General features: G+C 64.0%; 23 protein-coding genes and 1 tRNA gene. 8 read left to right on the top strand and 16 right to left on the bottom strand.

Annotation, left to right across the window (positions count from 1 at the left end; all coding sequences use genetic code 11):
- Window positions 1-41 precede the first annotated feature (41 nt).
- Entirely contained in the window at window positions 42-2,333 is a 2,292-nt protein-coding gene (gene bglX, locus AC5O5I_RS22915) for a beta-glucosidase BglX (protein ID WP_494511620.1), read from the bottom strand.
- A gap of 186 nt (window positions 2,334-2,519) precedes the next feature.
- Here bglX and AC5O5I_RS22910 point away from each other — a divergent pair, with 186 nt between their 5' ends.
- Entirely contained in the window at window positions 2,520-3,137 is a 618-nt protein-coding gene (locus AC5O5I_RS22910; protein WP_172227035.1) for a TPM domain-containing protein, read from the top strand.
- Window positions 3,138-3,364: 227 nt separating this feature from the next.
- Entirely contained in the window at window positions 3,365-4,579 is a 1,215-nt protein-coding gene (locus AC5O5I_RS22905) for a class I SAM-dependent methyltransferase (RefSeq protein ID WP_172227038.1), read from the top strand.
- Between the two features lie 130 nt (window positions 4,580-4,709).
- On the opposite strand, the gene AC5O5I_RS22900 is transcribed toward AC5O5I_RS22905, so the two are convergent.
- The 7 genes from AC5O5I_RS22900 to AC5O5I_RS22870 form a co-directional block, all read right to left on the bottom strand.
- Window positions 4,710-5,720, bottom strand: coding sequence for a DUF4917 family protein (locus AC5O5I_RS22900; protein ID WP_494511619.1), 1,011 nt, complete (start codon window positions 5,718-5,720; stop codon window positions 4,710-4,712).
- Window positions 5,721-5,898: 178 nt separating this feature from the next.
- On the bottom strand, window positions 5,899-7,605 hold the full coding sequence (locus tag AC5O5I_RS22895; protein ID WP_494511618.1) for a SulP family inorganic anion transporter: 1,707 nt from the start codon (window positions 7,603-7,605) through the stop codon (window positions 5,899-5,901).
- Between the two features lie 200 nt (window positions 7,606-7,805).
- Window positions 7,806-7,879: transfer RNA gene (locus AC5O5I_RS22890), tRNA-Gly, on the bottom strand.
- A 112-nt stretch (window positions 7,880-7,991) separates the two neighbouring features.
- Complete coding sequence (locus AC5O5I_RS22885; RefSeq protein WP_172227047.1) at window positions 7,992-8,879, bottom strand: alpha/beta fold hydrolase; 888 nt, start codon at window positions 8,877-8,879, stop codon at window positions 7,992-7,994.
- Window positions 8,880-9,329: 450 nt separating this feature from the next.
- A complete protein-coding gene (locus AC5O5I_RS22880) occupies window positions 9,330-10,022 on the bottom strand; it encodes a pseudouridine synthase (protein ID WP_494511617.1) in 693 nt (230 codons plus the stop codon).
- Window positions 10,023-10,030: 8 nt separating this feature from the next.
- Window positions 10,031-10,243, bottom strand: a complete 213-nt coding sequence (locus AC5O5I_RS22875; RefSeq protein ID WP_172227053.1) for a cysteine-rich CWC family protein — start codon at window positions 10,241-10,243, stop codon at window positions 10,031-10,033.
- Window positions 10,236-11,717 carry a sensor domain-containing diguanylate cyclase gene (locus tag AC5O5I_RS22870; protein ID WP_172227075.1) on the bottom strand — a complete coding sequence of 494 codons (1,482 nt, stop codon included), beginning with the start codon at window positions 11,715-11,717 and terminating at the stop codon, window positions 10,236-10,238. The genes AC5O5I_RS22875 and AC5O5I_RS22870 overlap by 8 nt, the downstream gene beginning before the upstream one ends.
- 211 nt (window positions 11,718-11,928) lie before the next feature.
- On the opposite strand from AC5O5I_RS22870, the gene AC5O5I_RS22865 reads away from it, so the two are divergent.
- Complete coding sequence (locus AC5O5I_RS22865; RefSeq protein WP_172288901.1) at window positions 11,929-12,375, top strand: hypothetical protein; 447 nt, start codon at window positions 11,929-11,931, stop codon at window positions 12,373-12,375.
- 44 nt (window positions 12,376-12,419) lie between these two features.
- On the opposite strand, the gene dspII is transcribed toward AC5O5I_RS22865, so the two are convergent.
- Window positions 12,420-13,526 (bottom strand): enoyl-CoA hydratase/isomerase DspII, encoded by a 1,107-nt coding sequence (gene dspII, locus AC5O5I_RS22860; RefSeq protein ID WP_494511616.1) that lies wholly within the window; start codon window positions 13,524-13,526, stop codon window positions 12,420-12,422.
- Between the two features lie 126 nt (window positions 13,527-13,652).
- On the opposite strand from dspII, the gene ung reads away from it, so the two are divergent.
- On the top strand, window positions 13,653-14,345 hold the full coding sequence (gene ung, locus AC5O5I_RS22855; RefSeq protein WP_172227084.1) for a uracil-DNA glycosylase: 693 nt from the start codon (window positions 13,653-13,655) through the stop codon (window positions 14,343-14,345).
- A 45-nt stretch (window positions 14,346-14,390) separates the two neighbouring features.
- Here ung and AC5O5I_RS22850 read toward each other — a convergent pair whose 3' ends face one another.
- From AC5O5I_RS22850 to AC5O5I_RS22830, 5 genes are all read right to left on the bottom strand, one after another.
- On the bottom strand, window positions 14,391-15,422 hold the full coding sequence (locus tag AC5O5I_RS22850) for an AbrB family transcriptional regulator (protein ID WP_494511615.1): 1,032 nt from the start codon (window positions 15,420-15,422) through the stop codon (window positions 14,391-14,393).
- Window positions 15,415-16,929, bottom strand: a complete 1,515-nt coding sequence (locus AC5O5I_RS22845; RefSeq protein WP_172233157.1) for a tripartite tricarboxylate transporter permease — start codon at window positions 16,927-16,929, stop codon at window positions 15,415-15,417. Before AC5O5I_RS22845 ends, AC5O5I_RS22850 begins: the two co-directional genes overlap by 8 nt.
- A gap of 3 nt (window positions 16,930-16,932) precedes the next feature.
- Window positions 16,933-17,391 carry a tripartite tricarboxylate transporter TctB family protein gene (locus tag AC5O5I_RS22840; RefSeq protein ID WP_172233160.1) on the bottom strand — a complete coding sequence of 153 codons (459 nt, stop codon included), beginning with the start codon at window positions 17,389-17,391 and terminating at the stop codon, window positions 16,933-16,935.
- A 178-nt stretch (window positions 17,392-17,569) separates the two neighbouring features.
- Entirely contained in the window at window positions 17,570-18,550 is a 981-nt protein-coding gene (locus tag AC5O5I_RS22835; protein WP_172233235.1) for a Bug family tripartite tricarboxylate transporter substrate binding protein, read from the bottom strand.
- A gap of 46 nt (window positions 18,551-18,596) precedes the next feature.
- Window positions 18,597-19,886, bottom strand: a complete 1,290-nt coding sequence (locus AC5O5I_RS22830; protein WP_494511614.1) for an OprD family porin — start codon at window positions 19,884-19,886, stop codon at window positions 18,597-18,599.
- 200 nt (window positions 19,887-20,086) lie between these two features.
- Between AC5O5I_RS22830 and AC5O5I_RS22825 the strand changes: the two genes are divergently transcribed.
- Complete coding sequence (locus tag AC5O5I_RS22825) at window positions 20,087-20,758, top strand: response regulator (protein WP_172232650.1); 672 nt, start codon at window positions 20,087-20,089, stop codon at window positions 20,756-20,758.
- On the top strand, window positions 20,751-22,130 hold the full coding sequence (locus tag AC5O5I_RS22820; protein ID WP_172232647.1) for a sensor histidine kinase: 1,380 nt from the start codon (window positions 20,751-20,753) through the stop codon (window positions 22,128-22,130). Before AC5O5I_RS22825 ends, AC5O5I_RS22820 begins: the two co-directional genes overlap by 8 nt.
- A gap of 57 nt (window positions 22,131-22,187) precedes the next feature.
- Here the strand turns inward: AC5O5I_RS22820 and AC5O5I_RS22815 are convergent, their stop codons facing one another.
- Entirely contained in the window at window positions 22,188-22,994 is an 807-nt protein-coding gene (locus AC5O5I_RS22815; protein WP_172223514.1) for an HDOD domain-containing protein, read from the bottom strand.
- A 55-nt stretch (window positions 22,995-23,049) separates the two neighbouring features.
- Window positions 23,050-23,991 carry a CAF17-like 4Fe-4S cluster assembly/insertion protein YgfZ gene (gene ygfZ / locus AC5O5I_RS22810; RefSeq protein ID WP_172223517.1) on the bottom strand — a complete coding sequence of 314 codons (942 nt, stop codon included), beginning with the start codon at window positions 23,989-23,991 and terminating at the stop codon, window positions 23,050-23,052.
- A gap of 133 nt (window positions 23,992-24,124) precedes the next feature.
- Here ygfZ and AC5O5I_RS22805 point away from each other — a divergent pair, with 133 nt between their 5' ends.
- Window positions 24,125-24,379, top strand: coding sequence for an FAD assembly factor SdhE (locus tag AC5O5I_RS22805; protein WP_172223520.1), 255 nt, complete (start codon window positions 24,125-24,127; stop codon window positions 24,377-24,379).
- Window positions 24,363-24,827 carry a protein YgfX gene (locus AC5O5I_RS22800; RefSeq protein ID WP_172286213.1) on the top strand — a complete coding sequence of 155 codons (465 nt, stop codon included), beginning with the start codon at window positions 24,363-24,365 and terminating at the stop codon, window positions 24,825-24,827. Before AC5O5I_RS22805 ends, AC5O5I_RS22800 begins: the two co-directional genes overlap by 17 nt.
- Window positions 24,828-24,956: the final 129 nt, after the last annotated feature.

The following is a 24,956-nucleotide window of genomic DNA, read 5'->3' as shown; positions in this document are numbered from 1 at the left end:
CGGGCAAGCCCGCGAAAGGGCCAATACAAGCGGCCGATCAGTTACAGCAATTCAAAACTCTGCTGCTGCACCGCCTGCGAATCCAGGCCCACCTGGACGTTGAACTCGCCAGGCTCGGCAACCCGTTGCAGTTGGCCATTGTAGAACTTCAGGTCTTCTTCGCTGATGCTGAAGGTCAAAGTCCGTGACTCACCCGGCTTGAGCATGAGCTTCTGGAAGTTCTTGAGCTCCTTCACCGGGCGGCTCATGGAGGCCGACACATCCTGCAGGTACAGCTGCACCACGGTCTCGCCGTCCCGCTTGCCGGTGTTCTTCACCGTCACCTTGGCCTGCAGCGTGTCGCCGCGCTTCAGGTCCTTGCTCGAGAGGGCCAGGCCCGACAGCTCGAAGCTGCTGTAGCTAAGGCCATAACCGAACGGGTACAGCGGGCCGTTGGGCTCCTCGAAGTACTGCGAGGTGTAGTTGCCCGGCTTGCCTGGGGTGAACGGCCGACCGATACGGGTGTGGTTGTAGTACATCGGGATCTGCCCGACCGAACGCGGGAAGGTAATGGCCAGCTTGCCGGACGGGTTGTAGTCACCGAACAGCACGTCGGCGATGGCGTTGCCGCCCTCGGTGCCGGCGAACCAGGTTTCGAGGATGGCGTCAGCCTGCTCGCGCTCCCAGCCGATCGACAGCGGCCGGCCGTTCATCAACACCAGCACCAGCGGTTTGCCGGTGGCCTTCAGGGCCTTGATGAGTTCACGCTGGCTGGCCGGGATCTCCAGGGTGGTGCGGCTGGACGATTCGTGGGACATGCCGCGGGATTCGCCGACCACTGCCACCACCACGTCGGACTGCTCCGCCGCCTTGACCGCCTCGTCGATCAGCACCGCAGGCGGGCGCGGGTCGTCGACGATTTCCGGGGCATCGAAGTTGAGGAAGTTCAGGTAGTCGAACATCGCCTTGTCGCCGGTGACGTTGGAACCCTTGGCATAGACCAGCTTGGCCTTGCCTTCGACGGCACGGCGCAAGCCTTCGCGCACGGTCACCGAATGCACCGGTTTGCCGTCGGCGGCCCAGCTGCCCATCATGTCGATCGGGGCATCGGCCAATGGGCCGACCAGGGCGATGGTGCCGGCCTTTTTCAACGGCAAGGTCTGCTTGTGGTTTTCCAGCAGTACCAGGCTGCGGCGTGCCACGTCACGCGCGGCATCGCGGTGCAGGCGGTCGTTGCCGTAGTAGTCCTTCAGGTCGTCTTCGGCCTTGGCGATGCGCACGTACGGGTCCTTGAACAGACCCATGTCGTACTTGGCGCCGAGTACCTCGCGCACGGCCTGGTCCAGTTCACCCTGGGTCACTTCGCCGGACTTCAGCAAGCCGGGCAGCTCTTCACCGTACAGGGTGTCGTTCATGCTCATGTCGATGCCGGCCTTGATCGCCAGCTTGGCAGCTTCACGGCCGTCACGGGCAACGCCGTGGCGGATCAGCTCCTGGATGGCGCCATGGTCGCTGATGGTCACGCCCTTGAAGCCCCACTCCTTGCGCAGCAGGTCGTTCATCAGCCAGGTGTTGGAGGTGGCCGGCACGCCGTTGATCGAGTTCAGCGCCACCATCACCCCGCCAGCACCGGCGTCGAGCGCGGCGCGGTAGGGTGGCAGATAGTCGTTGTACATCTTCGGCAGGCTCATATCGACCGTGTTGTAGTCGCGCCCGCCCTCCACCGCGCCGTACAGGGCGAAATGCTTGACGATGGCCATGATGCTATCGGGGTTGGCCGGGCTGCTGCCCTGGAACGAGCGCACCATCACCTGGCCGATCTTCGAGGTCAGGTAGGTGTCTTCACCGAAACCTTCGCTGGTGCGGCCCCAGCGCGGGTCGCGGGCGATGTCGACCATCGGCGCGAAGGTCATGTCCAGGGCATCGGCCGAGGCTTCGATGGCGGCGGTGCGGCCGACCTTGGCGACGGCGTCCATGTCCCAGGTGGCCGCCATGCCCAGCCCGATCGGGAAGATGGTGCGCTCGCCGTGAACGGTGTCGTAGGCGAAGAACATCGGGATCTTCAGGCGGCTGCGCATGGCGGCATCCTGCATCGGCCGGTTTTCGGGGGCGGTACGCGAGTTGAAGGTGCCGCCGATGCGGCCCGCAGCAATTTCCTCGCGGATCTTCTCGTGGGGCATTTCCGGGCCGATACTGATCAGTCGCAACTGGCCGATTTTCTCGGCCTCGGTCATCTGCCCGATCAGGTGGTCGATGAATGCCTGCTTGTCCTGCAGGGGCGGGGCGGAGGGGGCGGCCAAGGCCACCTGACTGGCAAGGCCCATGGCCAGGCCCAGCAAAGACAGTTTCATCATGAATTCCGTAGTAGGGCCTGTGCCGTATCCACGCTGATACGCGCGCGGCCGAAGTTTTCAGGCGGCTATTGTTGTACGATTCGCAGGCATTTCTTCCAGCGGCGGATTATGCCTGAATATGTGGCCCGCGGACGAAGCCCCGAATGCCGGGACAACAACAATAAGATCGCTCGAGAGACCGACGGCATGACCCCCTTCGACGAATATCACCAGCGGCAGATAGCCGAAGCCATTGCCCGTGCCGAACGGCGCACCGATGCCGAACTGGTCACGGTGCTGGCCCGTCGTGCCGACGATTACGCCTATTGGCCTTTATTGTGGGCCGCGGTGCTGGCCCTGGCGCTGCCTGGTTTGTTGCAGTGGCTGTCGGGGTGGCCCGGTGTACGTGGCCTGCTGGTGGCCAACGTGTTGCTGTTCATGGGTTTGTGCCTGTTGTTGCGCAACCCGCGCCTGGTCGGCTGGCTGATCCCCGGTGCGCTGCGCCGCTGGCGCGCCTCGCGGCTGGCACGGCAACAGTTTCGTGAACAGAACCTGCAGCGGACTGCGGGGGCCACGGGGGTGCTGATTTTTGTCAGTGAGGCCGAGCGGCATGTGGAGATACTGGTAGACCGTGGCATCGAGCGTTATCTGGATGCCGCCGCCCGTGCGGTGATCGTTGCCCGTTTTGCCGAGCAGGTGCGTCAGGGCCGGACCTTGCAGGGCTTTGTCGAGTGTATCGATGCCTGTGGCGAGCTGCTTGGCGAGCATGTGCCGCCTACGCATGCGCGTAACGAATTGCCGAACCGGCTGGTGATCCTCGATTGAGCAGCATGCAGCCGCCTCAACAAGGGCAGGCAGTTCAGGGCTGCTGTGCAGCCCATCGCCGGCAAGCCAGCTCCCACAGGTACAGCGCATGGCTTGAAATTGACGTGGTCGAAGTGGGAGCTGGCTTGCCGGCGATGGGCCGCAAAGCGGCCCTGAATGGCCAGGGTATGCCCGCTCGCACGGCACACGGTAGAATGAGTGTTCCGCTACTCAAGGCCCCTTTCTCCATGTCCGCCAGTAATTCCGCTCCCTCCGCGCCCGATGCGCGCGCCCGGTTTCTTGACCTGCTGAACGCCGCCCTGCACGGCAACACCTTGGTCAAACTGGTGCTGGCGCGCCATGTAGGTGCCGACCAGACCTTGCAACGAATCATTGCCAAGCCGCTGCAGGTCAAGGGCCAGCCGTGCCTGTCGCTGGTCTATCGTCACCAGACCCGCGATATCACCCAAAACCTGGCGCTGGACCAGGCCCAGGCGCTGGTCGCCGAGCTGCTGCCAGGCAGCTTCCGTAATGCCCACCTGTTCGACGCAGAGGGTGAAGTGCAGCTGACCTTCAGCAAGAAGGGCAAGCCCATGCTCCAGCGTCACGGCGCGCAGGCCGCACGCGAGGTTGCCGCCAGCAGCGGCCATGACCGTGAGAAAAAGCGCTACCTGGAGCTGGCACGGCCCTTCCTGCGTGACCTTGGCGTCACCGATGCACAAGGCGCACTGATCCCGTCCATGTCGCGCAAGTGGAAGCAGATCAACAAGTTCATCGAGGTCTTCGACCACGCCCTGGCCAGCGCCCCGGTGCCGCCAGAGCAGGCACTGCGGGTCGCCGATTTCGGTTCCGGCAAGGGCTACCTGACCTTTGCCATGCACGATTACCTGCGCAACAGCCTGGGCCGTGAAGCGCAGGTCACCGGTGTGGAACTGCGCCAGGACATGGTCGACCTGTGCAACGCGGCCGCCTCGCACCTGGAGCACCCGGGCCTGGAGTTCCAGTGTGGTGACGTGCGCAGCGTGGTACCCGAGGCCATCGAAGTGATGATCGCCCTGCATGCCTGCGACATCGCCACCGACTACGCCATCCATACCGGTATTCGCTGCAACGCCGCGATCATCATGTGCTCGCCGTGCTGCCACAAACAGATCCGCCCGCAACTGCACAGTCCGGGGTTGCTACAACCCATGCTGCAGTACGGTCTGCACCTGGGCCAGCAGGCCGAAATGCTCACCGACAGCCTGCGTGCGCTGTATCTGGAAGCCTGCGGGTACGAAACCAAGGTGTTCGAGTTCATCTCCCTGGAGCACACCAACAAGAACAAGATGATTCTTGCGGTGAAGCGCAAGCAGGCGGGGGATAACGGCGCGCTGCTGGAGAAAATTGCCCAGCTCAAGGCGTTCTATGGGGTGCAGGAGCATTGCCTGGAGACGCTGTTGCGGGCGGATGGGTTGCTTTGACAGGTTTCAGTGGCCGTCTTCAGCGCTGCCTATTGTGAGAGCGGTTGTCGCGAACGGTCGCGGATGGCTTGCTATGCTGCTGGGATCTTGCAGCCCATCGCGACACGAGGCAGATCCTGCAGGCCTCCTGCTAGCGCCCAGCGATTGGTGGCTTGACCGCCAACTCCGCCTGCCCCAACGGATGCGTAGTGGCATCGAAGAAATGCAGCTCAATCCCCGCCAGGTCGCCAAAGCGATCGACAAAGTGCTGCTTCTGATTGATCACCGACGCCTCGTTCAACGGCCGTACAGCAATCGACAACTGCTTCGGCCGGGCCAGCCGGATAGCGTCAAGCAAGTGCTGGTCACTGCTGTCCAGATGCTGCCCGAACAGGCATAGCCCCTGGCTTTCCCCGGCCAGTTGCCCCAGGCACCAGCTCAGGTAGTCAGAATTGCGGATCGCACGCAGTTTCTCGTCGCTGCGGTCTTCGTTGACGAACAGCGGTACCTCGCCCGGGATGTTCACGGCAAACCCATCGAGCAGTTCGGCGTTGTCGGCACTGCGTTGGCGTGTGGTGCCGTCGGGCAGCTTCAGCAAGTGCATGCCGCCATGCAGGTGCAGCACCCGGGTGCCTTCGGTTTGGGTGCGGCGTACATCGAAGAAGCCCTGCTCGTCGAACAGGTCGGCGAAGCCGTGCGGAGCATGTTGCACCGCCCACGGCAGCAGCAGGTCGTAATTGCTGGTATAGACGTTGCGGTAGCCGCGCAGGGCCTGGTTGAGGGTGGTCAGCGTAGCCGGCGTCATCAGTGGCCACGGCAGGTGCACGGTGCGCACGGCGTGAATCAGCGCTTCCTTGATCGAGTAGTAGCGGTTCAGCGGTGCGGTGGAATTGATCGCCAGCGCGGCGTTGGTGCGAACCGTGGTGTTGAGGGCGCTGAGCACGGGTTCGAACAGCTCTGTCCCCAGCGACTTGAACAGTGCCTGGTCGCTGACGGCCAGGCCCTTCTTGCGGCCGGCGCGTTGCGCTTGCTCGAACAGCGAGAAATAGCCGAACGGTTTCCATAGTGCGCGGCTGGCGCCGTTGCCCAGCAGCAGCGCGTCACAGGGGTGGCGGGCGGCGAGTTCTGGCCAGGGAGAAAGAGTGGCGTCAAGTGCGGGCATGCTGGGATCCGTTGGGTGGCGCGGAGAACGGGGGCGACTTTAGCATGTCATGCAAGCTGGGCGACGGTTGGCCGTCAAGGCAATGTTCATGTGTTGTCTGTTCAAGCCTGGTCCGGTAGGTTCGCGTCGTCCTTGTTCCCAGTTTCTCAACGTTGCGACCTTGACATCGAAGCCTGCTTCAGCCCTGTTCTGCCACCTGCACACTGCGGTTCCTGTTGCGCCAAACCCGATACGCCCGAATTCCCGCCCGCACCGAGCCGAACAGCAGTTTGTCTTCCATCTCCCGCGCCATCCCGGAGCGCACCAGCATGCGCAGGAAGGTGCCGCGGGCGCGGGCGATAGCGAAGAAGATGCCTTGCGCCGCCAGGGTGTCACGCACTTCGCGCAGGGCCGCGATGCCGCTGACATCGATGCTGGTTACCGCTTCGGCATCGAACAGCACGGCTTTGGGTTGGTCCTGGCTCTGTACCGCCTCAAGCAGCCGCATCTTGAAGTAGTCGGCATTGAAGAACAGGATCGCGTCGTCGAAACGGTACACCACCAGCCCGGGCACGGTACGGGCATCCTTGAACTTGCGGATGTCTACCTGGCCTTCGGTGCCCGGCAGCCAGCCGAGCACGGCGTCGGTGGGCTGGTAGATGCTGTACAGCAGGCGCAGGATCGCCAAGGTCACGGCAAACACGATACCGGGCAGCACGCCCAGGCCCAGCACGCCCACCGTGGTCAGCAGGCACAGCCAGAACTCGAAGCGGCTCAGGCGGCGGATATGCCCCAGGGATTTGATGTCGATTAGCCCCCAGCCGGCCATCAGCAGCACGGCACCCAGTGCGGCCTGGGGGATCCACGCCATCGGCGCGGTGAAGAACATCAGTATCATGGCGATGACCAGCGCGGCGATGATGCCCACCAGCTGGCTTTTGCCGCCGACCATGTCGTTGACCGCAGTGCGCGAGTCGGCGCCGCTGATGGCGAAGCCCTGGGACGCGCCGGCCGCCAGGTTGCTTACGCCCAGGGCGACGAATTCGTGGTTGGCGTTGATCGCGTAACCGTGCCGGGCGGCAAAGCTGCGTGCGGTAAGCATGGCGCTGCAGAAGCTGACGGTGGCGATCCCCAGGGCATCGCGCAGCAAGCTCTTCATTTCTGCCAGGTTGCTGTGTGGCCATGCCAGCTGCGGGATACCCGCCGGCACCGGGCCGAGAATCGCCACCCCCAGGCGGTCCAGTCCAAGCAGGCCGACCAGTGACATGAACAGTGCCACCACGATCAGGGCGGCGGGCAGGCGCGGGTAGCGCCGTGGCAACCAGATCAGCAGGCCCAGCGCCGCCAGGCCGATAAGCAGCGTCACCCAGTGGATTTCGCCCAGGCGCTGGAAGAAATTGATCAGGCTGAGGATGAAACCGTCACCTTCGATCCTGAAGCCCACCACCTTGGACAATTGCCCGGCGATCAAGCTCAGGCCGATGCCGTTGAGGTAGCCGATCAGGATCGGCCGCGAAAAGAAGCTGGCGATGAACCCGGCGCGGGCCAGGCCGGCGCCGATCAACATCATCCCGACCAGCAGGGTGACGATCACCGAAAGCTCGGCAATCCGCTGCGGGTCGCCCATGGCCAGTGGCGCCACAGCGCCGGCGATCATCGCGCAGGTAGCGGCGTCAGGGCCGACCATCAGCTGGCGCGAGCTGCCGATCAAGGCGTAGACCATCATCGGCAGCACGCAGGCGTACAGGCCGTACTGCGGCGGCAGACCGACGATCTGCGCATAGGCGATAGCGATGGGAATCTGGATCGCTGCTACCGATAGACCGGCCTGCAGGTCGGCGTGGAACCATTCCCGGCGGTACTGCAGCAGGTTGGCGAGGCCCGGGAGCCAGCGGGAGAGAAACATGCGTCGTCCTTTCGAAATGCTTCACAGATCCATTGAACATATGCGCTACAAGCCGTTTCGCTTGCACGCGCCTGCGCATTGAAACGGATCGGCAGGCAAATGGCCATGGTCCAGGTTGAGTGAAAGGCAGAAACGAAAAAAGGAGCCGGGGCTCCTTTTGACAGCGATGACGTTGCTGAAACGCCATGCGGAATGCAATGTGGAGCGGGTAGAGGGAATCGAACCCTCAACTAAAGCTTGGGAAGCTTTCGTTTTGCCACTAAACTATACCCGCGTCTGCGCAGCACTTTTTACCAGAACCCTCAACGAATTAGAAGCCCAAGTTATCAAAAAGCTTGTCGGCACCCAGTAGCCTTGCGGGTATCTGCCAAAGGGCGCCGAGCTGCTCAGATGGCCAATGCATGCTGCCCCTGTTGCACGTGCTGGTAGCGTGGACGGTGCTCGCGCGACGTCGGCTTGAGGAAGCCGAGCAGCACGTTGCGGGTATCTTCACAGGCAACCTTGTTTTCCATGTCGAGGAAGTGGCCAGCGTCCCGGATCACGCGGAAGTGGCTATTGCCCACGTGCTTGCCAAATTCCCGGGCATCTTCGACCGTGGTGTACTCGTCGCGGTCGCCGTTGATGAACAGCACCGGGATGTCGATATTGCGCGCACCTTTCAGCGCCCGCTCCAGGTCGTTCTGCAGCACTTCGTTGATGTGATAGTGCATCTGCGCGTACTCGTGGCTGTCCAGGCTGCTGACATGCCGGTAATTGAAGCGTTTGAACAGCGACGGCAGGTGCTTGCCGATGGTGTCGTTGACCAGGTTGCCGACCTGGTAGCGGTCGCAGGCGGCCAGGTACTGGCAGCCCCGGTCCAGGTAATCACGCATCGGTTCGTTGATCACTGGCGAGAACGAACTGACCACGGCCTTTTTCACCCGTTGCGGCTGGTGCGCCAGCGCCAGCAGCGTGCTTGCACCACCCCACGAGAACGACATCACGTGATCGGCCTGGAAATGCTCGATCAGCTCCAGCAGGATGTGCGCCTCGGTCTCCTTGGAGATCAGCCGCTCCTGACGGTTGTGCGGCTTGGATTTGCCCGCATACGGCTGGTCGAACAATACAACGTTGAATTGCGGGTGCAGGTTACGAACCGTCTGGGCGAACGAGGCCGTGGTGGCCAACGAGCCGTTGACCAGGATGATCGTCTTCTCGGCCGCATCCGCGCGATGGAACTCCGTGTAAACCCGATACTGACCTTGGATATCAAGCACAGCGATTTCTGGCCTCATGTCATCGACTCCTGGCGCAAAAAGGGTATTCGCGTCACCTAGGGTGCACGTTCTTTATGACAGGTAGGCATTCGCCTGAAGAGTAACCGGGGGGGCCCTGTGTCGATCCTTGGCACTTGCGTCGACGGTATTGTTTTTGGCGGGCAATCTGCCGTGCCCCAAGGCATCTAGGCCTTGGGTGGCCGGCAAAAAGTTGTCCTCGACTGCGGTTGTGACTTGGTAGTCACATGCAGACTGACGATTTGGATTCAAGCAGTGGGTTGCGGATCCCGCAAGTGCCGTTCGGGCGAAAGTGTGACTTTTGTCGCCGAGCGGTCGTGTGACGACCCTTTGCGGTCTGTTCCGGCCCTTTCGCGGGTGAACCCGCTCCCACAGGTCCAGCGCAGCTCTCGAGCGCGACGAGGTCCCGGTAGGGGCGGGTTTACCCGCGAACAGGCCAGGGCAGACACCCTAGACAGTGGCGATTTCACCCACCGTCAGTTCACGAAATGCCCCGGGCGCCAACCCCGGGTCCAGCTGGATCGCCCCCATCCTCTCGCGATGCAGCCCCACCACCTTGTTGTCGAAATGGCCGAACATGCGCTTGACCTGGTGATAACGCCCTTCGACGATTGCCAGGCGAGCCCGGCGCGGCCCGAGGATGTCCAGCTGCGCAGGCTGGGTGGTGAGGTCCTCGAAGGCAAAATAGAACCCTTCCCGGAACCTGGCGACATAGTGCTCGCCAATCTCGTCCTCGGTTTCCACCAGGTAATGCTTGGGCAGCTTGGTGGCAGGTTGGGTCAGGCGTCGCGACCATTGCCCGTCGTTGGTCAGGATCATCAGGCCGGTGGTGTTGAAGTCCAGGCGCCCGGCTATGTGCAGGTCATCACGCATTGCGGCTGGCAGCAGGTCGAGCACAGTGCGGTGTTGCGGGTCGCGCGTCGCGCTCACGCAGCCCGCAGGTTTGTGCAGCATCAGGTAGCGCGCCGGGCGGCCGGCCTGCAGCAGCTGGTCGTCCAGCTCGACGCGGCTGAATTCGCGGACCTCGGCCAGCGGGTCGCTGACCACCTGGCCGTCCACCCGCACACGGCGTTGCGCCAGCATCAGGCGGACTTGCTGGCGGTTGTAGCTGGGCAGGTTGGCGAGGAAACGGTCAAGGCGCATGGCAAGGGTCAGTCGGCGGCAGGTGATCGGAGTTGTTCTTCAACGGCTGCGCAGCGCGGGCACAGGCAGGCTTTGTCACGCAACTCGGCGGGCAGGGCCTGGAGCACCGCCGGGTCGATGCTCACGCTGTAGCACCAGCAGGCCTGGGTGGCGAGGCGCGGGTCAGCCAGGCTGCACTGGTTGAGCGCACCGCAAGCGGGGCAGTATTGGCTGTCATTCATGGTCGGTTTCACTGCAGACGCGGTTGCGGCCGGCCTGCTTGGCACGATAAAGCGCGCGGTCGGCGCGGGTCAGCAGGGTATGCAAGGTATCCCCAGGTTGCAGGCTGCTCAGACCGATGCTGGTGGTCAGCCGCAGCGGCTGGTCGTCGTAGCTGAAGGTCAGCTGCTCGGTGCGCCGGCGGATCTTTTCCGCCACTTCGATGGCCGGGCGGCCTTCGGCTTCACGCAGCAGCACGATGAATTCCTCGCCACCCCAGCGGCAGAGTATATCCGACTGGCGCAGGCTGCCTTGCAGCACATTGGCGAACTGGCGCAGCACTTCGTCGCCTGCCAGGTGGCCGTGGGTGTCATTCAGCGCTTTGAAATGGTCCAGGTCGATCAGCAATGCTACCAGCGGACCACTGTCGCGCTGGGCTTCGTGCAAGGCCTGGGCGGCCAGCAGGTCGAAGCTGCGCCGGTTGGGCAGGCCGGTGAGGCTGTCGAGGGTGGCCAGCGCCTCGGTGCTAGCCTGGTGGCGGCGGACCATGGCGTGAATCAGCGCCAGTACCACCAAGGTGATCATCGCGCAGATGACCAGGTTCAGGTACAGCGAGTGACGGATTCGGTCGAGGGCGCCGGTTTCGCGCTTGTCCACCAGCAGGTACCAGTCAAGCTCGGGCAGGTGGCGCACGTTCAGAAAGTGGCTGTGGTTATCGCTGTCGCGGTATTCGTGGCTGCCTTCGCCGGGTACCGGTTGCGCGGCCAGCAGGTCATCCAGTTCGGGGTTGGCGCTGAGCGGCTGGCCGACCCGCAAGCCCTGCGGGCCGCCTTCGGAGCCGGTCAGCAGGACCTTGCCCTTGGCGTCGGTGAACAGCACCGAACGCTGGTAGCGGCGTTGGTACTGATCGATCAGCTTGACCACCGACGAGACGCTCAGCCCGACCCCGGCGGCGCCGATGAAGCGTTGCTGGTAGTCATGCACCTGATAGTTGATGAACACGGTCAGGCTGTCCTGGTTGGCCATGTCCAGGTCGACGTTGATTTCGTAGGGGGCCTTGAGTTCGCGCAGGCGGAAGTACCAGGCATCGCGCCAGGTGCCGGGTTCGACTTTCTTGAGCACGCCCTTGGCCTGGTAGTAGGTCAAGGTACGGTTGGAGACAAAAAAGGACGTGAAGGTGTCCTGTTTGCCCATCACCTCGCCAAGGTAGCGGGTCATGCGCCGGGTATCCTGCTCACCGGACAGCACCCAGTCACGCAGGAAGGTGTCCTGGGCCATCATCGAGGCGATCAGGACCGGGCGAATCAGGTCTTTCTGGATTTCCGAGTAGACCGTGTCGGAGGTGAGCGGCAGCTCGGTGTTGATGATGCCGTCGCGGATGGCGCTGCGTGAGGCGAAGTAGCTGAGCAGGGAAGTGCCGAGGAAGCCGCACGCCAGCAGCAGCAACAGGGTCAAGATCAGCGAACGCTGTGAAAACAGAGCGGAACGTAAAGGCATGATCTTCCCGTGATGTGTGCCAGGGCGCTTATTCTAGTGAGATGGCCGGGAAATCACTGCAAGTTTTTTGGGCCAGCGCACCTGTATCAATTTGTTGCGTAAATGGCACTGCAACTCGGCCTCGCGGTCTTATTCTACGTCGATGATCGCGTTGTGCATCGACGCTCGCCAGCGCCGCTGTTCGGGCACTCCAGCGGTCCAGGAGGCCGCCATGTCCTACCGAATCCTGTTGATTGCCCTGCTCGGGCTGATGACATCCGCCTGCGCCCCTTACTACGGAAGCGGGGGTTATTACCGTTCGGACTATTACTCAACCGACCGCTATGTGTCGCCGGGATATTACCGTTCAGACCGTTATTACGTGACGCCGCAACCGCGTTATTACTACCAGCCGGCCCCGCGCTACTACCGCTCGGCGCCAGCGCCTTATTACCGGCCGCAGCCACACCCGGGAGCCAACCAGTGGCACGGTAACCCGCGCTATGACTACGGTAACCGTCAGCGTAATGACTATGGACGTGACCGGGATCGTCACGACTACCGCGATGGCAGCCAGCGTTACCAGCATGGTGACCGGCACTCCAACCGGCAGGGCAATGGCGGCGGGCGCTGGGATGGTCGGCGCGGGCAGGGGCAGGGGGGGAACTGGCAGCGCTAGCTGAGCCTAACCCTGGGCTGCAACGCAGCCCCAGGTTGCCCACGCTATTCCAGGTCGGCCAATGGATGCCGGCCCTCCCACACTTTGGCAAAATGCGCTTCCACCACCGCCGTTGGCACTTGCGCGACATCCGGCCAGTGCCAGCGCGGCTGGTTGTCCTTGTCCAGCAAACGGGCGCGCACGCCTTCGCTGAGCTCCGGGTGGCGGCAACAGTTCAGGCTCATGCTGTATTCCATCTGGAACACCTGCGCCAATGACATATGCCGCGCCCGGTGAATCTGCTCCCACACCAGGTGCGCAGTCAGCGGGCACCCTTCATGCAGGCGCTTGCCGGCGTCTGCCAGCAGCGGGTCGTCATGCTGCTTCAGCGCTTCCAGCGCCCGCCATGCCCCGGCGGCATCTGCCACGTCGAGCAAGCTGTCGATCACCTGCCGCCGTGGCAACCACTGCGCAGCAGGTAATTCGGCGCAGGCGCGATGCTGCTCGGCCTTGAGCAGGCTGTTGAGTTGCAGGGCGGTCTGTTCCTGCCAGTTCAGCTGCAGCAGCTCCTCGATCAAGGCTTCTTGCTGGTGTTCACCCATGAAGCGGTCGGCCAGGCCCAAATCCAAGGCGTCACGGGCGTTGATCGGCGCGCCGGTCAGGCCAAGGAACAGCCCCAGCTTGCCGGGCAGGCGCGCGAGGAACCAGCTGGCGCCTACGTCCGGATACAGGCCGATACTGATCTCCGGCATGGCCAGCCGGCTGCTGGGAGTGACCACCCGTATGTTGGCGCCCTGCAGCAACCCCATGCCACCCCCCAGCACATGCCCGTGGCCCCAACACAGCAGGGGCTTGGGGTAGGTGTGCAGGGCGAAGTCCAGGCGGTATTCGGCGGCGAAGAAGGTGGCGGCCAGCGGTGGCACGCTGCCTGGGTGGTCGCGGCAGGCCTGCACCAGCGCACGCACGTCACCGCCGGCGCAGAATGCCTTGGCCCCCTGGCCGCGCAGCAGCACGCAAACGATGCCCGGGTCGCGGGCCCAGGCGTGCAGCTGTTCGCCCAGCACCTCGATCATCGGCAGGTTCAGGGCGTTGAGCGCCATGGGCGCGTTCAGGGTGGCGATGCCGATGCGGGCGCCATCGGCGCCGGTGAGTACCTCGCAATGAATGGCCATGGACTACCTCGCTCAAGTCATCGCTCTAGTATGGCTGGCCTGGCCGATCATGCCGGTTGTCGGTCGGATCGTTTGACAAGCGGGGAGGGCTTACCTAGTGTCGCGCCATTGTTTACGGATGGCCCCATGACTGAAGACGATCGCATCAAACTCGAACCCAGCTGGAAAGCCGCATTGCGCGACGAGTTCGACCAGCCCTACATGCATCAGCTGCGTGAGTTCCTGCGTGGCGAATACGCCGCTGGCAAGGAGATCTACCCGCCAGGGCCGCTGATCTTCAATGCGTTGAACTCGACACCGCTGGACCAGGTGAAGGTAGTCATTCTCGGCCAGGACCCGTACCACGGGCCGGGGCAGGCCCACGGCCTGTGCTTCTCGGTGCAGCCGGGGGTTGCCACGCCACCCTCGCTGGTGAACATCTACAAAGAGTTGCAGCGCGACCTGAACATTCCGATTGCCAGCCATGGCTACCTGCAGAGCTGGGCCGAGCAGGGCGTGCTGCTGCTCAACACCACCATGACCGTAGAGCGCGCCAATGCGGCGTCGCACGCGAAGAAGGGTTGGGAGTTCTTCACCGACCGGATCATTCAGGTGGTCAGCGAGCAATGCCCGAATGTTGTGTTCCTGCTGTGGGGCGCGCATGCGCAGAGCAAGCAGAAGCTGATCGACGGGACCAGGCACCTGGTGCTCAAGTCGGTGCACCCGTCGCCGTTATCGGCTTACCGTGGGTTCCTGGGGTGTGGGCATTTCAGCCGGGCCAACGGCTTCCTCGAGCAGCGCGGGCTGGCGCCGATCAACTGGGCACTGCCGCCGCTTTGATTGCCTGACATACCGTGTCGCCCTCTTCGCGGGCAGGCGACGCGGTCAGTCCGGGTTTGTATTCCACAAGCGGAACAACGGCTCCGCCAGAAACAGCACAAACAGCAAGCGCATCACCTGCAACGCCGTCACCAGCGGCACCGACAGCTGCAAGGTTTCCGCCGTCAGGCTCATCTCGGCAATCCCGCCCGGCATCATCCCCAGTGTCAGCGAGCGCAGGTCCAGCGCGGTCGTCACGCTCAGTACCCACGCGGCACTGGCGGCGATCGCCATGCACAGCGCCGTGGCCAGCAGGGTGCGCCCGAGAAACGACGGGGCACGGCGGAAGAACGCGCGGTTGAAGTGGCAGGCCAGGCCGCTGCCGATCAGCCATTGGCCGATCTGGCTGGCGCCGTTGGGCAAGGCGATCTGCAGGTTGCCCGCCAGGCTCACCGCTGCCGCCACCAGCAATGGCCCGAACAGCCAGGGGTTGGGCTGGCGCAGGCGCTGCCAGAGCAACGCAACGACCACACCCAGCGGGGCGATCAACGCCAGCCAGCCCCAGCTGACACTGCCAGTGTGGTTCAGTGGCACCCCATCGCCCAGCAAGAGCTTGAACAATGCCGGCACACACAGCACCACCGCCAGCACGCGCAAGCTCTGCGCCGCCGCCACCTGGCTGAGCACCGCGCCATTGCGCGCGCCCAGGTTGACCATCTCCCCCGAACCGCCGGGCATGCTGGCGAAGAACGCGGTGGCGCGGTCCTCGCCGGTGCGCCGCAACAGCCACACGCTGATCAAGCTGGACAAGGTGGTGAACAGCGCGCCGAAGAAGATCAGCGCGAAATGGCTGGCCACCTGTTCGATTACGGCAGGGGTGAAATGCAGGCCAATGCCGATGCCGATGATCCACTGCCCGCATTTGCGGCCATTGGGCATTTCCGGCAGCTGCCAGGGTGTCAGGCAGCGCACCAGGATGATCGCCAGCAACGAGCCGACCATCCACGGCAAAGGCCAGCCGACCTTGCTGGCGGCAAAACCGCCAGCAATGCCGACCAGCCCGGTTGCGACAAACAACGGCAACGCGCGATCAGGCATCGGCCATGGCCCGACGCAGCTGGCTGCGTTTGCGCCAGCTGCGCAGCAGCGGCAATGTCAGCATGCAGACGGTCAGTGCCCATACCGACATGCTGATCGGGCTCGACCAGAGGATGCCCAGCTCACCGTTGGAAATCGACAGCGCCCTGCGCAGGTTCTGCTCCATCAGCCCGCCCAGGATGAAACCGAGCAAAATCGGCGACAGCGGGAAGTCCAGCTTGCGCAGGATGTAACCCATGATGCCGATGCCGACCATCAGGAACAGGTCGAAGGTGGTGGCATGCACGGCGTACACGCCGATACCGGTGATGATGGCGATCACCGGCACCAGCGCCCAGTTCGGCACGGCAAGGATGCGGGTGAAGATGCGGATCATCGGGATATTGAGGATCACCAGCATGATGTTGGCGATGAACAACGACGCGATCAGGCCCCAGACAATGTCGGGCTGCTGCTGGAACAGCAGTGGGCCCGGGGTGATGTTGTACAGCGTCAGGGCGCCGATCATCACCGCAGTGGTGCCCGATCCAGGCACGCCCAGTGTCAGCATCGGTACCAGGGCGCCACAGCAGGAGGCGCCAATGGCGGTTTCCGGGGCGGCCAGGCCGCGAGCGTCACCTTTGCCGAACTCGCCTTTGTCACCCGCCAGGCGCTTCTCGGTCATGTAGGCAACGGCACTGGCCAGTGTCGCGCCCGCGCCGGGCAGCACGCCCATGATGAAGCCAAGCAGGCCGCAACGGATGTTGACCGCGAACACCGAAGCCGCTTCCTTGAAGTTGAACAGCATGCGCCCGGTGGCCTTGACCGCCTGGTGGCCATGGTGGGTCTTTTCCAGCAGCAAGAGGATTTCGCTGATGGAGAACAGGCCCAGTACCAGCACCACGAACTGGATGCCGTCGGCCAGGTGCACGCTGTCACCGGTGAAACGGTACACACCGCTGTTGGCATCGATACCGACTGCCGAAAGGAACAGGCCGATCAAGGCGGCGATGAAGGTCTTCAGCGGCTTGTCACCCGCCATGCCGCCCAGGGCGACGATGGCGAAAACCATCAGCACGAAGTATTCCGCCGGCCCGAAGGCGATTGCCCATTTCGCCAGCAGCGGGGCGAACAGCACCATGCCGCAGGTGGCAATGAAGGCGCCGATGAACGAACTCCATGCCGACAACGACAGGGCCACGCCCGCCAGGCCCTTGCGCGCCATCGGGTAGCCGTCCAGGGTGGTCATCACGGTCGAGGCTTCGCCCGGGATGTTCAGCAGGATCGAGCTGATACGCCCGCCGTACTCGCAACCCAGGTACACCGCCGCCAGCAGGATCAGCGCCGACTCCGGCGGCAGGCCCAAGGCGAAGGCGATGGGGATCAGCAGGGCCACGCCGTTGATCGGACCCAGGCCCGGCAGCAGGCCGACCACGGTGCCGATAAGGGTGCCGGACAGGGCCGTGACCAGGTTGTAGGGGGACAGGGCGACGCCGAAGCCCTGGCCCAGGTAGCTCAAGGTATCCATGTGTCAGTTCTCCAGTACGCTCAGCAGGCCAAGGGGCAGGGGCACGTCCATCACGCGGTCGAACAGCCAGTAGAGGAACACGCTCATGCCGACCACCACGATGGCGCTGTGCAGCCAGCGACCGCCGTACAGGCGGGCCATTGGCAGACCGACGAGGATGGCGCTGAGGATAAAGCCCAGGGGTTCGAAGGTGGCGGCAAAGACCAGCAGCAGGCCGACGCAGGCGGCGATCTTGATCAGGGTGTGGCGGTCCAGCTCGGGCTCATCGTCCTTGCGCACGATGGGCGTAGGGCGGAACGCCAGGTACAGCAAACCCAGGCCCATCAGGCCCAGCATCAACAGTGGGTAGGCGCGCGGGCCTACCGGTTCATAGGAAAACGCCGCCTGGTAGGGCCAGGCCATCACGGCCAGGACGGCGCACACCGCCAGCAGGGCCAGGGCGAAGATGCGTTGCAGGATCATCAAGGAATCCTCTTGTTGTTCGGCAAGACGCAGATCCTTTGTAGGAGCGGCCTTGTGTCGCGAAAGGGCTGCGAAGCGGCCCCACGATTCCAGCAGCGGTGCACAAATCGCTGGGGCTGCTTTGCAGCCCTTTCGCGACACAAGGCCGCTCCTACAAAGAGCGGGTGTCGTTGGAGGCTTACTGGACCAGGCCGAATTCCTTGGCCAGTGCCTTGTAGTCAGCCACTTGCTTCTTCACATAGCCGTCCAGCTCTTCACCGGTCATGGCGAACGGGAACAGTTCGCGCTGGTCACGCAGCTTGGCGAAGTCTTCCGAGGCCAGCATCTTGTCGAACGAGGCCTTCCACCAGGCGTAGTCCTCGTCGCTCACCTTTGGCCCCAGGTAGAAGCCGCGCACCACCGGCCAGACGATGTCGTAGCCCTGCTCCTTGGCGGTAGGGATGTCCTTCATTTCCGGCTCGTCCAGGCGTTTTTCCGAGAACACCGCCAGGATGCGCATGTTGCCGCTCTGGATATGCGGCATGGAGTCGGAGATGTCCGTCGAACCGACCTGGATGTGCCCACCCAGCAGTGCCGTGGCGATCTCGCCGCCGCCTTCCAGGGCCACGTAGCGCAGGTCACGCGGGTTGATGCCGGCGGCCTTGGCGATCAGCGCGGTCTGCATCCAGTCCTGGCTGCCGACGGTGCCGCCGGAGCCGATCACGACCTTGCTCGGGTCTTTCTTCAGCGCCGCGACCAGGTCATCGAGGGTTTTGTAGGGCGAGTCGCTTTTCACCGCGATGGCGCCGTAGCTGGTGCCGACCGCAGCCAGCCATTTGACTGCGTTCTCGTCAAAGCGGCCGAACTTGCCCTGGGCCAGGTTCAGCAACGAGCCGCTGGACCAGGCCACCAGGGTGCCGGCATCGCCCGGGCGCTGGGCAACCACGGCGTTGTACGCCACGGCGCCGACACCGCCGGGCATGTAGGTGACGCGCATCGGCTTGCTGAGGATCTTTTCCTGCACCAAGGCGCTTTGCACCAGCTTGCAGGTCAGGTCGAAGCCACCGCCCGGCGAGGCCGGGGCGATGCATTCGGGGCGTTTCGGTTCGGCAGCGAGGGCGTTGCCGGCCAGCAGCAGGCAGCCGGTAGCGAGGACAAGGCGGCGCAGTGAAAAGGTCATCGTCGATCTCCGTGAGCGTTGTTGTTATCGGGTTATCGCTATTGGCTTACCACAGCGCCACGCTGTAGCTCACCAGCAGCCGCACTTCGTCGGCATCGCGGGCGAAGTTGGAGCGGAAGGTGGCGTTGCGCAGGCGCACGGCGACGTTTTTCAGCGCGCCGCTTTGTACCACGTACTTCAGTTCGGTATTGCGCTCCCACTCCTTGCCTTCACCACCGGCGGCGCGGCTGACGTTGTCGCCGCTGATGTAGCGGGTCATGAAGGTCAGGCCAGGTACGCCGAGCGCGGCAAAGTTGTAGTCGTAGCGCGCCTGCCAGGAACGCTCGTCGGCACCGGCAAAGTCGTTGATCTGGACGAAGTTGACCAGATACGGGTCGGCGCCATCGACATACGGGAAGGCGCTGTCGCCGGACAACTGCTGCCAGGCACCGCTGACCTTGTGTCCGCCCAGGCTGTAGCTGAGCATGCCGTTGACCGTGGTGTTGTCGATGTTGCCGGCCTTGGCGGCGCCGGCGTCGTCACTGACTGCCAGGCGCAGGTCGGCGCCGAAGGTACCCGGGCCCCACGGCTGGGTCGCGACCATGCCGATGAAGTGCTGGCGGTAGATATCGTCGAGCTGGGCGAAGTGGTAGCTGCCGGTGATGCGGTCGGTGAACTGGTAGTCCAGGCCACCCAAGGCCAGGTTGTCGGCGCTGAACGAGCCACCAAAGCGGCCGTTCTTGTTGTTCAGGGCCAGGTCTTCCCAGTTGGTGTCGTTGCGGTCCTTGGCCTTGTCCAGGCGGCCACCGGTGAACGTCAGGCCCTTGATCTCCTTCGAGGTAAGCAGGCCGCCTTCGAAGGTTTGCGGCAGGATCCGCCCATCGTTGGGCTGCAGGGTCGGCAGTTCGGGGATCAGGGTGCCGATCTTCAGTTCGGTCTGCGAGATCTTGACCTTGCCGGTCAGCCCGAGTTTGGAGTACTCGTCGGCAGCCTTGCCATCATCGTGGGTCGGCAGCAGGCCGCTGTCGGTGCGGTCGGGGCTGGAGTCGAGCTTGATGCCGAGCATGCCCAGCGCATCCAGGCCAAAGCCTACGGTGCCATCGGTGTAGCCGGACTCGAAGTTGAGGATGAAACCCTGGGCCCACTCGTCGCGCTTGGATTGTTGCGCGCTGGTGCCGTCGCGGAAGTCGCGGTTGAAGTACATGTTTCGGGTTTCGAAGGTGGCTGTGCTGTCTTCGAAGAAGGCGGCCTGGCTCATCGGGGCAACACCGGCAAGCGCAAGGGCGCTGGCGATGGCAGAGGGGCGTGCGGCAAAGGAACGGGTAGGCGCGAACGCCTGCGGCTGCGATGACAGCATCGATGATGACTCCGTTTATTGTTCTTATTCGTTGCACCTTGCTGGTGCTTTTTTCGGCGCGAGGAGCGACCGTGGTGCGATGCTAGGCAACGAACCTTTCGCTAACCTTTCAATGAGAAAGGTTTGTTACCAGGGGCTTCACAGGCCTGAGGACAGCGGTACACTCCGCGCCACCGCCCCACCCGAGCAGGGAGAAACCGATGCGTGTGCTGCTGGTCGAAGACCATCTGCAACTGGCCGAAAGCGTGGCCCAGGCCCTGAAGAGCCACGGCCTGACCGTGGATGTGCTGCATGACGGCGTGGCTGCCGACCTGGCCTTGGCCAGTGAGGAATATGCGGTGGTCGTGCTGGATGTCGGCTTGCCGCGCATGGATGGCTTCGAGGTGCTGGCGCGCCTGCGTGGCCGCGGCAAGACCGTGCCGGTGCTGATGCTGACCGCGCGCAGCGACGTCAAGGACCGGGTGCATGGCTTGAACCTGGGGGCCGACGACTACCTGGCCAAGCCGTTCGAGCTGACCGAGCTGGAGGCCCGGGTGAAGGCCCTGCTGCGCCGCAGCGTGCTCGGTGGTGAGCGCCAGCAACGCTGTGGGCCGCTGGTGTACGACCTCGACACACGGCGTTTCTCGCTCGGTGACGACAACCTGACCCTGACCTCGCGCGAACAGAGCGTGCTGGAAGCGCTGATCGCCCGGCCGGGCCGCGTGATGAGCAAGGAGCAACTGGCCGCCCAGGTGTTCGGCCTGGACGAAGAGGCCAGCCCCGACGCCATCGAAATCTACATCCACCGCCTGCGCAAGAAGCTGGACGGCCACCCGGTGGCCATTGTCACCTTCCGCGGCCTGGGCTACCTGCTCGAGCATCGCGATGCGTGACAACGGTAGCCTGCGCGGGCGCTTGCTGGGCAATCTGGCCCTGTTGCTGGTGGTGCTGATGCTGGCCAGCGGCCTGAGCGCGTACTGGAACGGCCGAGAGGCCGCCGACACCGCCTACGACCGCACACTGCTGGCGTCGGCGCGGACCATCGCCGCCGGTCTGTCGCAACGCGATGGCTCGCTGAGTGCGGACGTGCCCTACGTGGCCCTGGATACCTTCGCCTATGACAGCGCCGGGCGGATCTACTATCAGGTGCTGGATATCAAGCAGCGGCTGATTTCCGGCTACGAGAACCTGCCTGCACCACCTGCGGGCACCCCCCGCACCGACGACTACCCGGCGCTGGCGCGGTTCTACAACGCCACCTACCTGGGCCAGGACGTGCGCGTGGTCAGCCTGCTGAAGGCGGTCAGCGAGCCGAACATGAACGGCATGGCGGAAATTCGCGTTGCCGAAACAGAGGAAGCGCGGGTGCGCATGGCTCGCGGGCTGATGGCCGATACCCTGTTGCGCCTGGGGATGCTGGCACTGGGTGCGCTGGTGATGGTGTGGTTTGCCGTGAGTGCAGCGCTGCGGCCGCTGGAGCGCCTGCGCACAGCGGTGGAAGAGCGCCAGCCGGACGACCTGCGGGCCCTGCCGGTGGTACAGGTGCAGCGCGAGCTGGGTCCGCTGGTACGGGCCTTGAACCACTTTACCGAGCGCTTGCGCGGCCAGTTCGAGCGCCAGGCGCAGTTCATCGCCGACGCCGCACATGAGCTGCGTACACCACTGGCGGCGCTGAAGGCCCGGGTCGAGTTGGGCCTGCGCTCTTCCGAGCCGCAGGAGTGGCGGCAGACCTTGGAATCTGCGGCCCAGGGTACCGATCGCCTGACCCACTTGGCTAACCAGCTGCTGTCGCTGGCGCGGGTCGAGAACGGTGCGCGGGCGATTGCCGAGGGCGGCGCGCAGCGCCTGGACTTGAGCCAGCTGGCCCGTGAGCTGGGCATGGCCATGGCGCCGCTGGCCCACAAGCGCGGGGTCGCGCTGGCGCTCGAGGCCGAGGCGCCGGTATGGCTGAAGGGGGAGCCGACGCTGCTCAACGAGCTGCTGAGCAACCTGGTGGACAATGCCCTGGCGCATACACCGGCGGGCGGCAATGTGATTCTGCGGGTATTGGCGCCGGCGGTGCTGGAGGTCGAGGACGATGGGCCGGGGATTCCCGAGGCCGAGCGCGAACGGGTGTTCGAACGTTTCTATCGGCGTAGCGCGCAGGGTAGCGGGCTTGGCCTGGCGATTGTTGGCGAAATCTGCCGGGCGCATCTGGCGCAGGTGAGCCTGCATGATGGAGCCAATGGTGGGTTGCGGGTGCGGGTGAGCTTTATTGCCGACTGATGGGTTTGCCTGTGCTGGCCTCTTCGCGGGTGAACCCGCGAAGAGGCCAGCACAGGCTCAGCGCAACATGCTTCGCGCCTCCAGCAGCTCATCCACCTCCAGCTCGGTGCCGAACGGCAACCCCAGGTGGCGGTACGCCGGCAGCGCTGCCAGCGGCCGGTTGCGGCCGCGCTGGCTGATGCAGCGGGCGATCTGCACGATGTCGATGTAATCGACCTTGTCGGTCTGCCGGTCCAGGTCCTGGATCTGGCTTGGCAGGCTCACCAACTGCTCGGGAAACTCCCACGCCTTGAGGATCTTGTCGCCCAGCACCGGCTGAATCTGCTCGATCACATAGTGCAGGCACACCGGGTCCGACAACAGTTCGTTGTGCTCTTCGGCATAGATCAGCACCGGCAGGGCGCCAATCTGGTTGACCAGCCCGCCAAGGGTGGCCTGGTCGGGTTTGAGCTGGGTGAAGCGACGGCAGACTTCATAGCTGATACCGGCAACTTCCAGGCTGTTTGCCCAGATATCGCGCAGTTTATGCTCAACCGCCGGCGCCCGTGCGTGGAAAATCTGTTCGATTACCAGGCCGATGGCCAGGTTGCAGCTGTAATTGATCCCCAGCCGCGTGATAGCGGTATGCAGGTCGGTGACCTCGACCGCGGCGCGCAGCAATGGGCTGTTGACTACCTTGATCAGGCGCGCTGAAAGGGCCGCATCGCGACCGATTACCTTGCTCAGGGCCGCTACGCTGATCTCGCTGTCTTCCGCTGCCTCGCGGATGCTCAAGGCAACCTCGGGCAGTGTCGGCAGGACCAGGTCATCCTTTTCGATGGCATCAAGCAATTGTGCTTGAACCATCTCGGCCAGCTTGTTCATGGGCTTGTCTACCGCAGTGGTGGTGCGGCCCCGCCGCAGGGGCGGGGCAGGCTGGTCAGCGCAGGATTTCCTGGTCGCGGTCCAGTTCGTAGGGCAGGGTCAGCACCTGCAGGCGCGGGCCTTCCAGGCTGCCCAGGTGAAGATTGTCGTCGGCCACCGCATCGGCGCTGAGCACCGCGAGCAGTTCGCAGCCCGCGCCATTATTGGCAGCCAGCACCACCTCACCGACCGACGAGCCATGGGTAGGCGAGAATATCTCGGCACCCGGGGCGGGGGCAGCCTGCTGGTCCAGTGCCAGGCGGTACTGGCGGCGTTTGAGCTTGCCCAGGTACTGCATGCGCGCGACGATTTCCTGGCCGGTGTAGCAGCCCTTCTTGAAGCTGACACCGTCAACTGCCTGCAGGTTGATCATCTGCGGGATGAACAGCTCGCGGGTTGGCCCCATGACCTGGCCGATACCGGCGCGGATCTGCCCCAGCAACCAGTCGTCGAGGGTGCCTTCGGGAAGGGCGCCGGCCAGTGCCTGGCGCACCCTGGCGGCGCTGTCTGCAGGTACCCACAGTTCCACGCGGCCCGCCGACACTGCGATGGCGATCAGGCCGTCATGGCGCGCGGTGCTGCCGGCGTCTGCGGGCACATCGAGCCCCAGCGACTGCAGTGCAGTGTCGCCACCCTGCAGGCCGAAGCGTGCCCAGGCGGCACTTTCATCGGTCAGCGTGGCCTTGGAGAACACGGCGTACTTTTTCAGGTCAGCCAATTGCGCGTCTAGCAGCTCGCTGGCCATGGCCAGCAGGTAGCCGTTGCCTTCTGGCAGGATGCGGAAGCTTGACTGCATGCGCCCCTTGACCATGCAGCGGGCGCCGAGGCTGGCGTATTCAGGGCTGAGATAGTTGATGTTGCAGGTCAGCTGGCCTTGCAGGAACTTGCCTGCATCGGAGCCGCGGACGGCGAGGATGCCCTCGTGGGACAGGGGGCAGAAGAAAGCGGAATCGGCCATGGGTCATCGCGGTGGCTAAAGACTGGCGGCCATCATAGAACGCCGGTAACAAAATAGGTAGGTGACTAGACCAACGCCCGGTGCCGCTTCGCTCGCCTGGCTGTATACTGGCCGGCCATTCGAGGAGGGCCCCATGGTCGAACAAACTGAACTCAACCGGCTTTTCTGGCACAGCCGCCGCGGCATGCTGGAGCTGGACGTGCTGCTGGTGCCTTTCACCCAGGAAGTGTACGCCACCCTCAACGAGACTGACCGCGAGCTGTATGTGCGCCTGTTGAGCTGTGAGGATCAGGACATGTTCGGCTGGTTCATGGAGCGTACCGAGTCCGAAGACCCGGAGCTGCAGCGCATGGTCCGCATCATTCTGGACCGTGTCCAGCCCAAGTGAGTGCTTCGAGTGCCGCTGGCAGGGCTCGCGCCTGCTGCTGGCGGCCTACCTGACCTGTCAGGTGCTGGCATGGCTTGCCGTGTGTGCGAGCCCGCTGCCTGGGTGGCTGGCCGTTTCTGTGCTCGCCGCCTGCATTGCCCACGCTGGCTGCGCCATTCCCCGACGAATTCTGTTGACCCATGAACATGCCGTTGTCGGCCTGCGCCGTGATATGCGCGGCTGGCAGGTGTTCAGCCGGGCGCGTGGCTGGCAGCCGGTGCGGTTGTGTCGCGACAGCGTGGCGCTACCGGGGTTGGTGGTGTTGCGTTTTGTGCGGCCCGGGCGGTGTGTGGGGGAGAGCCAGTGTGTGCTGCGCGATGCGCTGAGGCCGGATGAGCATCGGCGATTGCGGGTGCGGTTGAAGTTCAGTCGGCGACGTTGGGCTGATGTGGGGGCGGGTCAGGGCTGACAGGTGTTCACCATGGCATTTTCGGCGCCTGTGAAATCGAGCGCCGCCCGCGCGGCACTCGATTTCACAGGCGCTGGAGATGGCAAGGCGGGCAACTGCCGGTCTCAACCCGCACGCTAGCCCAGTCCC

The organism is Pseudomonas sp. 9_2_1, from assembly GCF_059295275.1.
The sequence above is the reverse complement of the archived record's forward strand: the minus strand, read 5'-3'. Positions and strand labels throughout refer to the sequence as shown.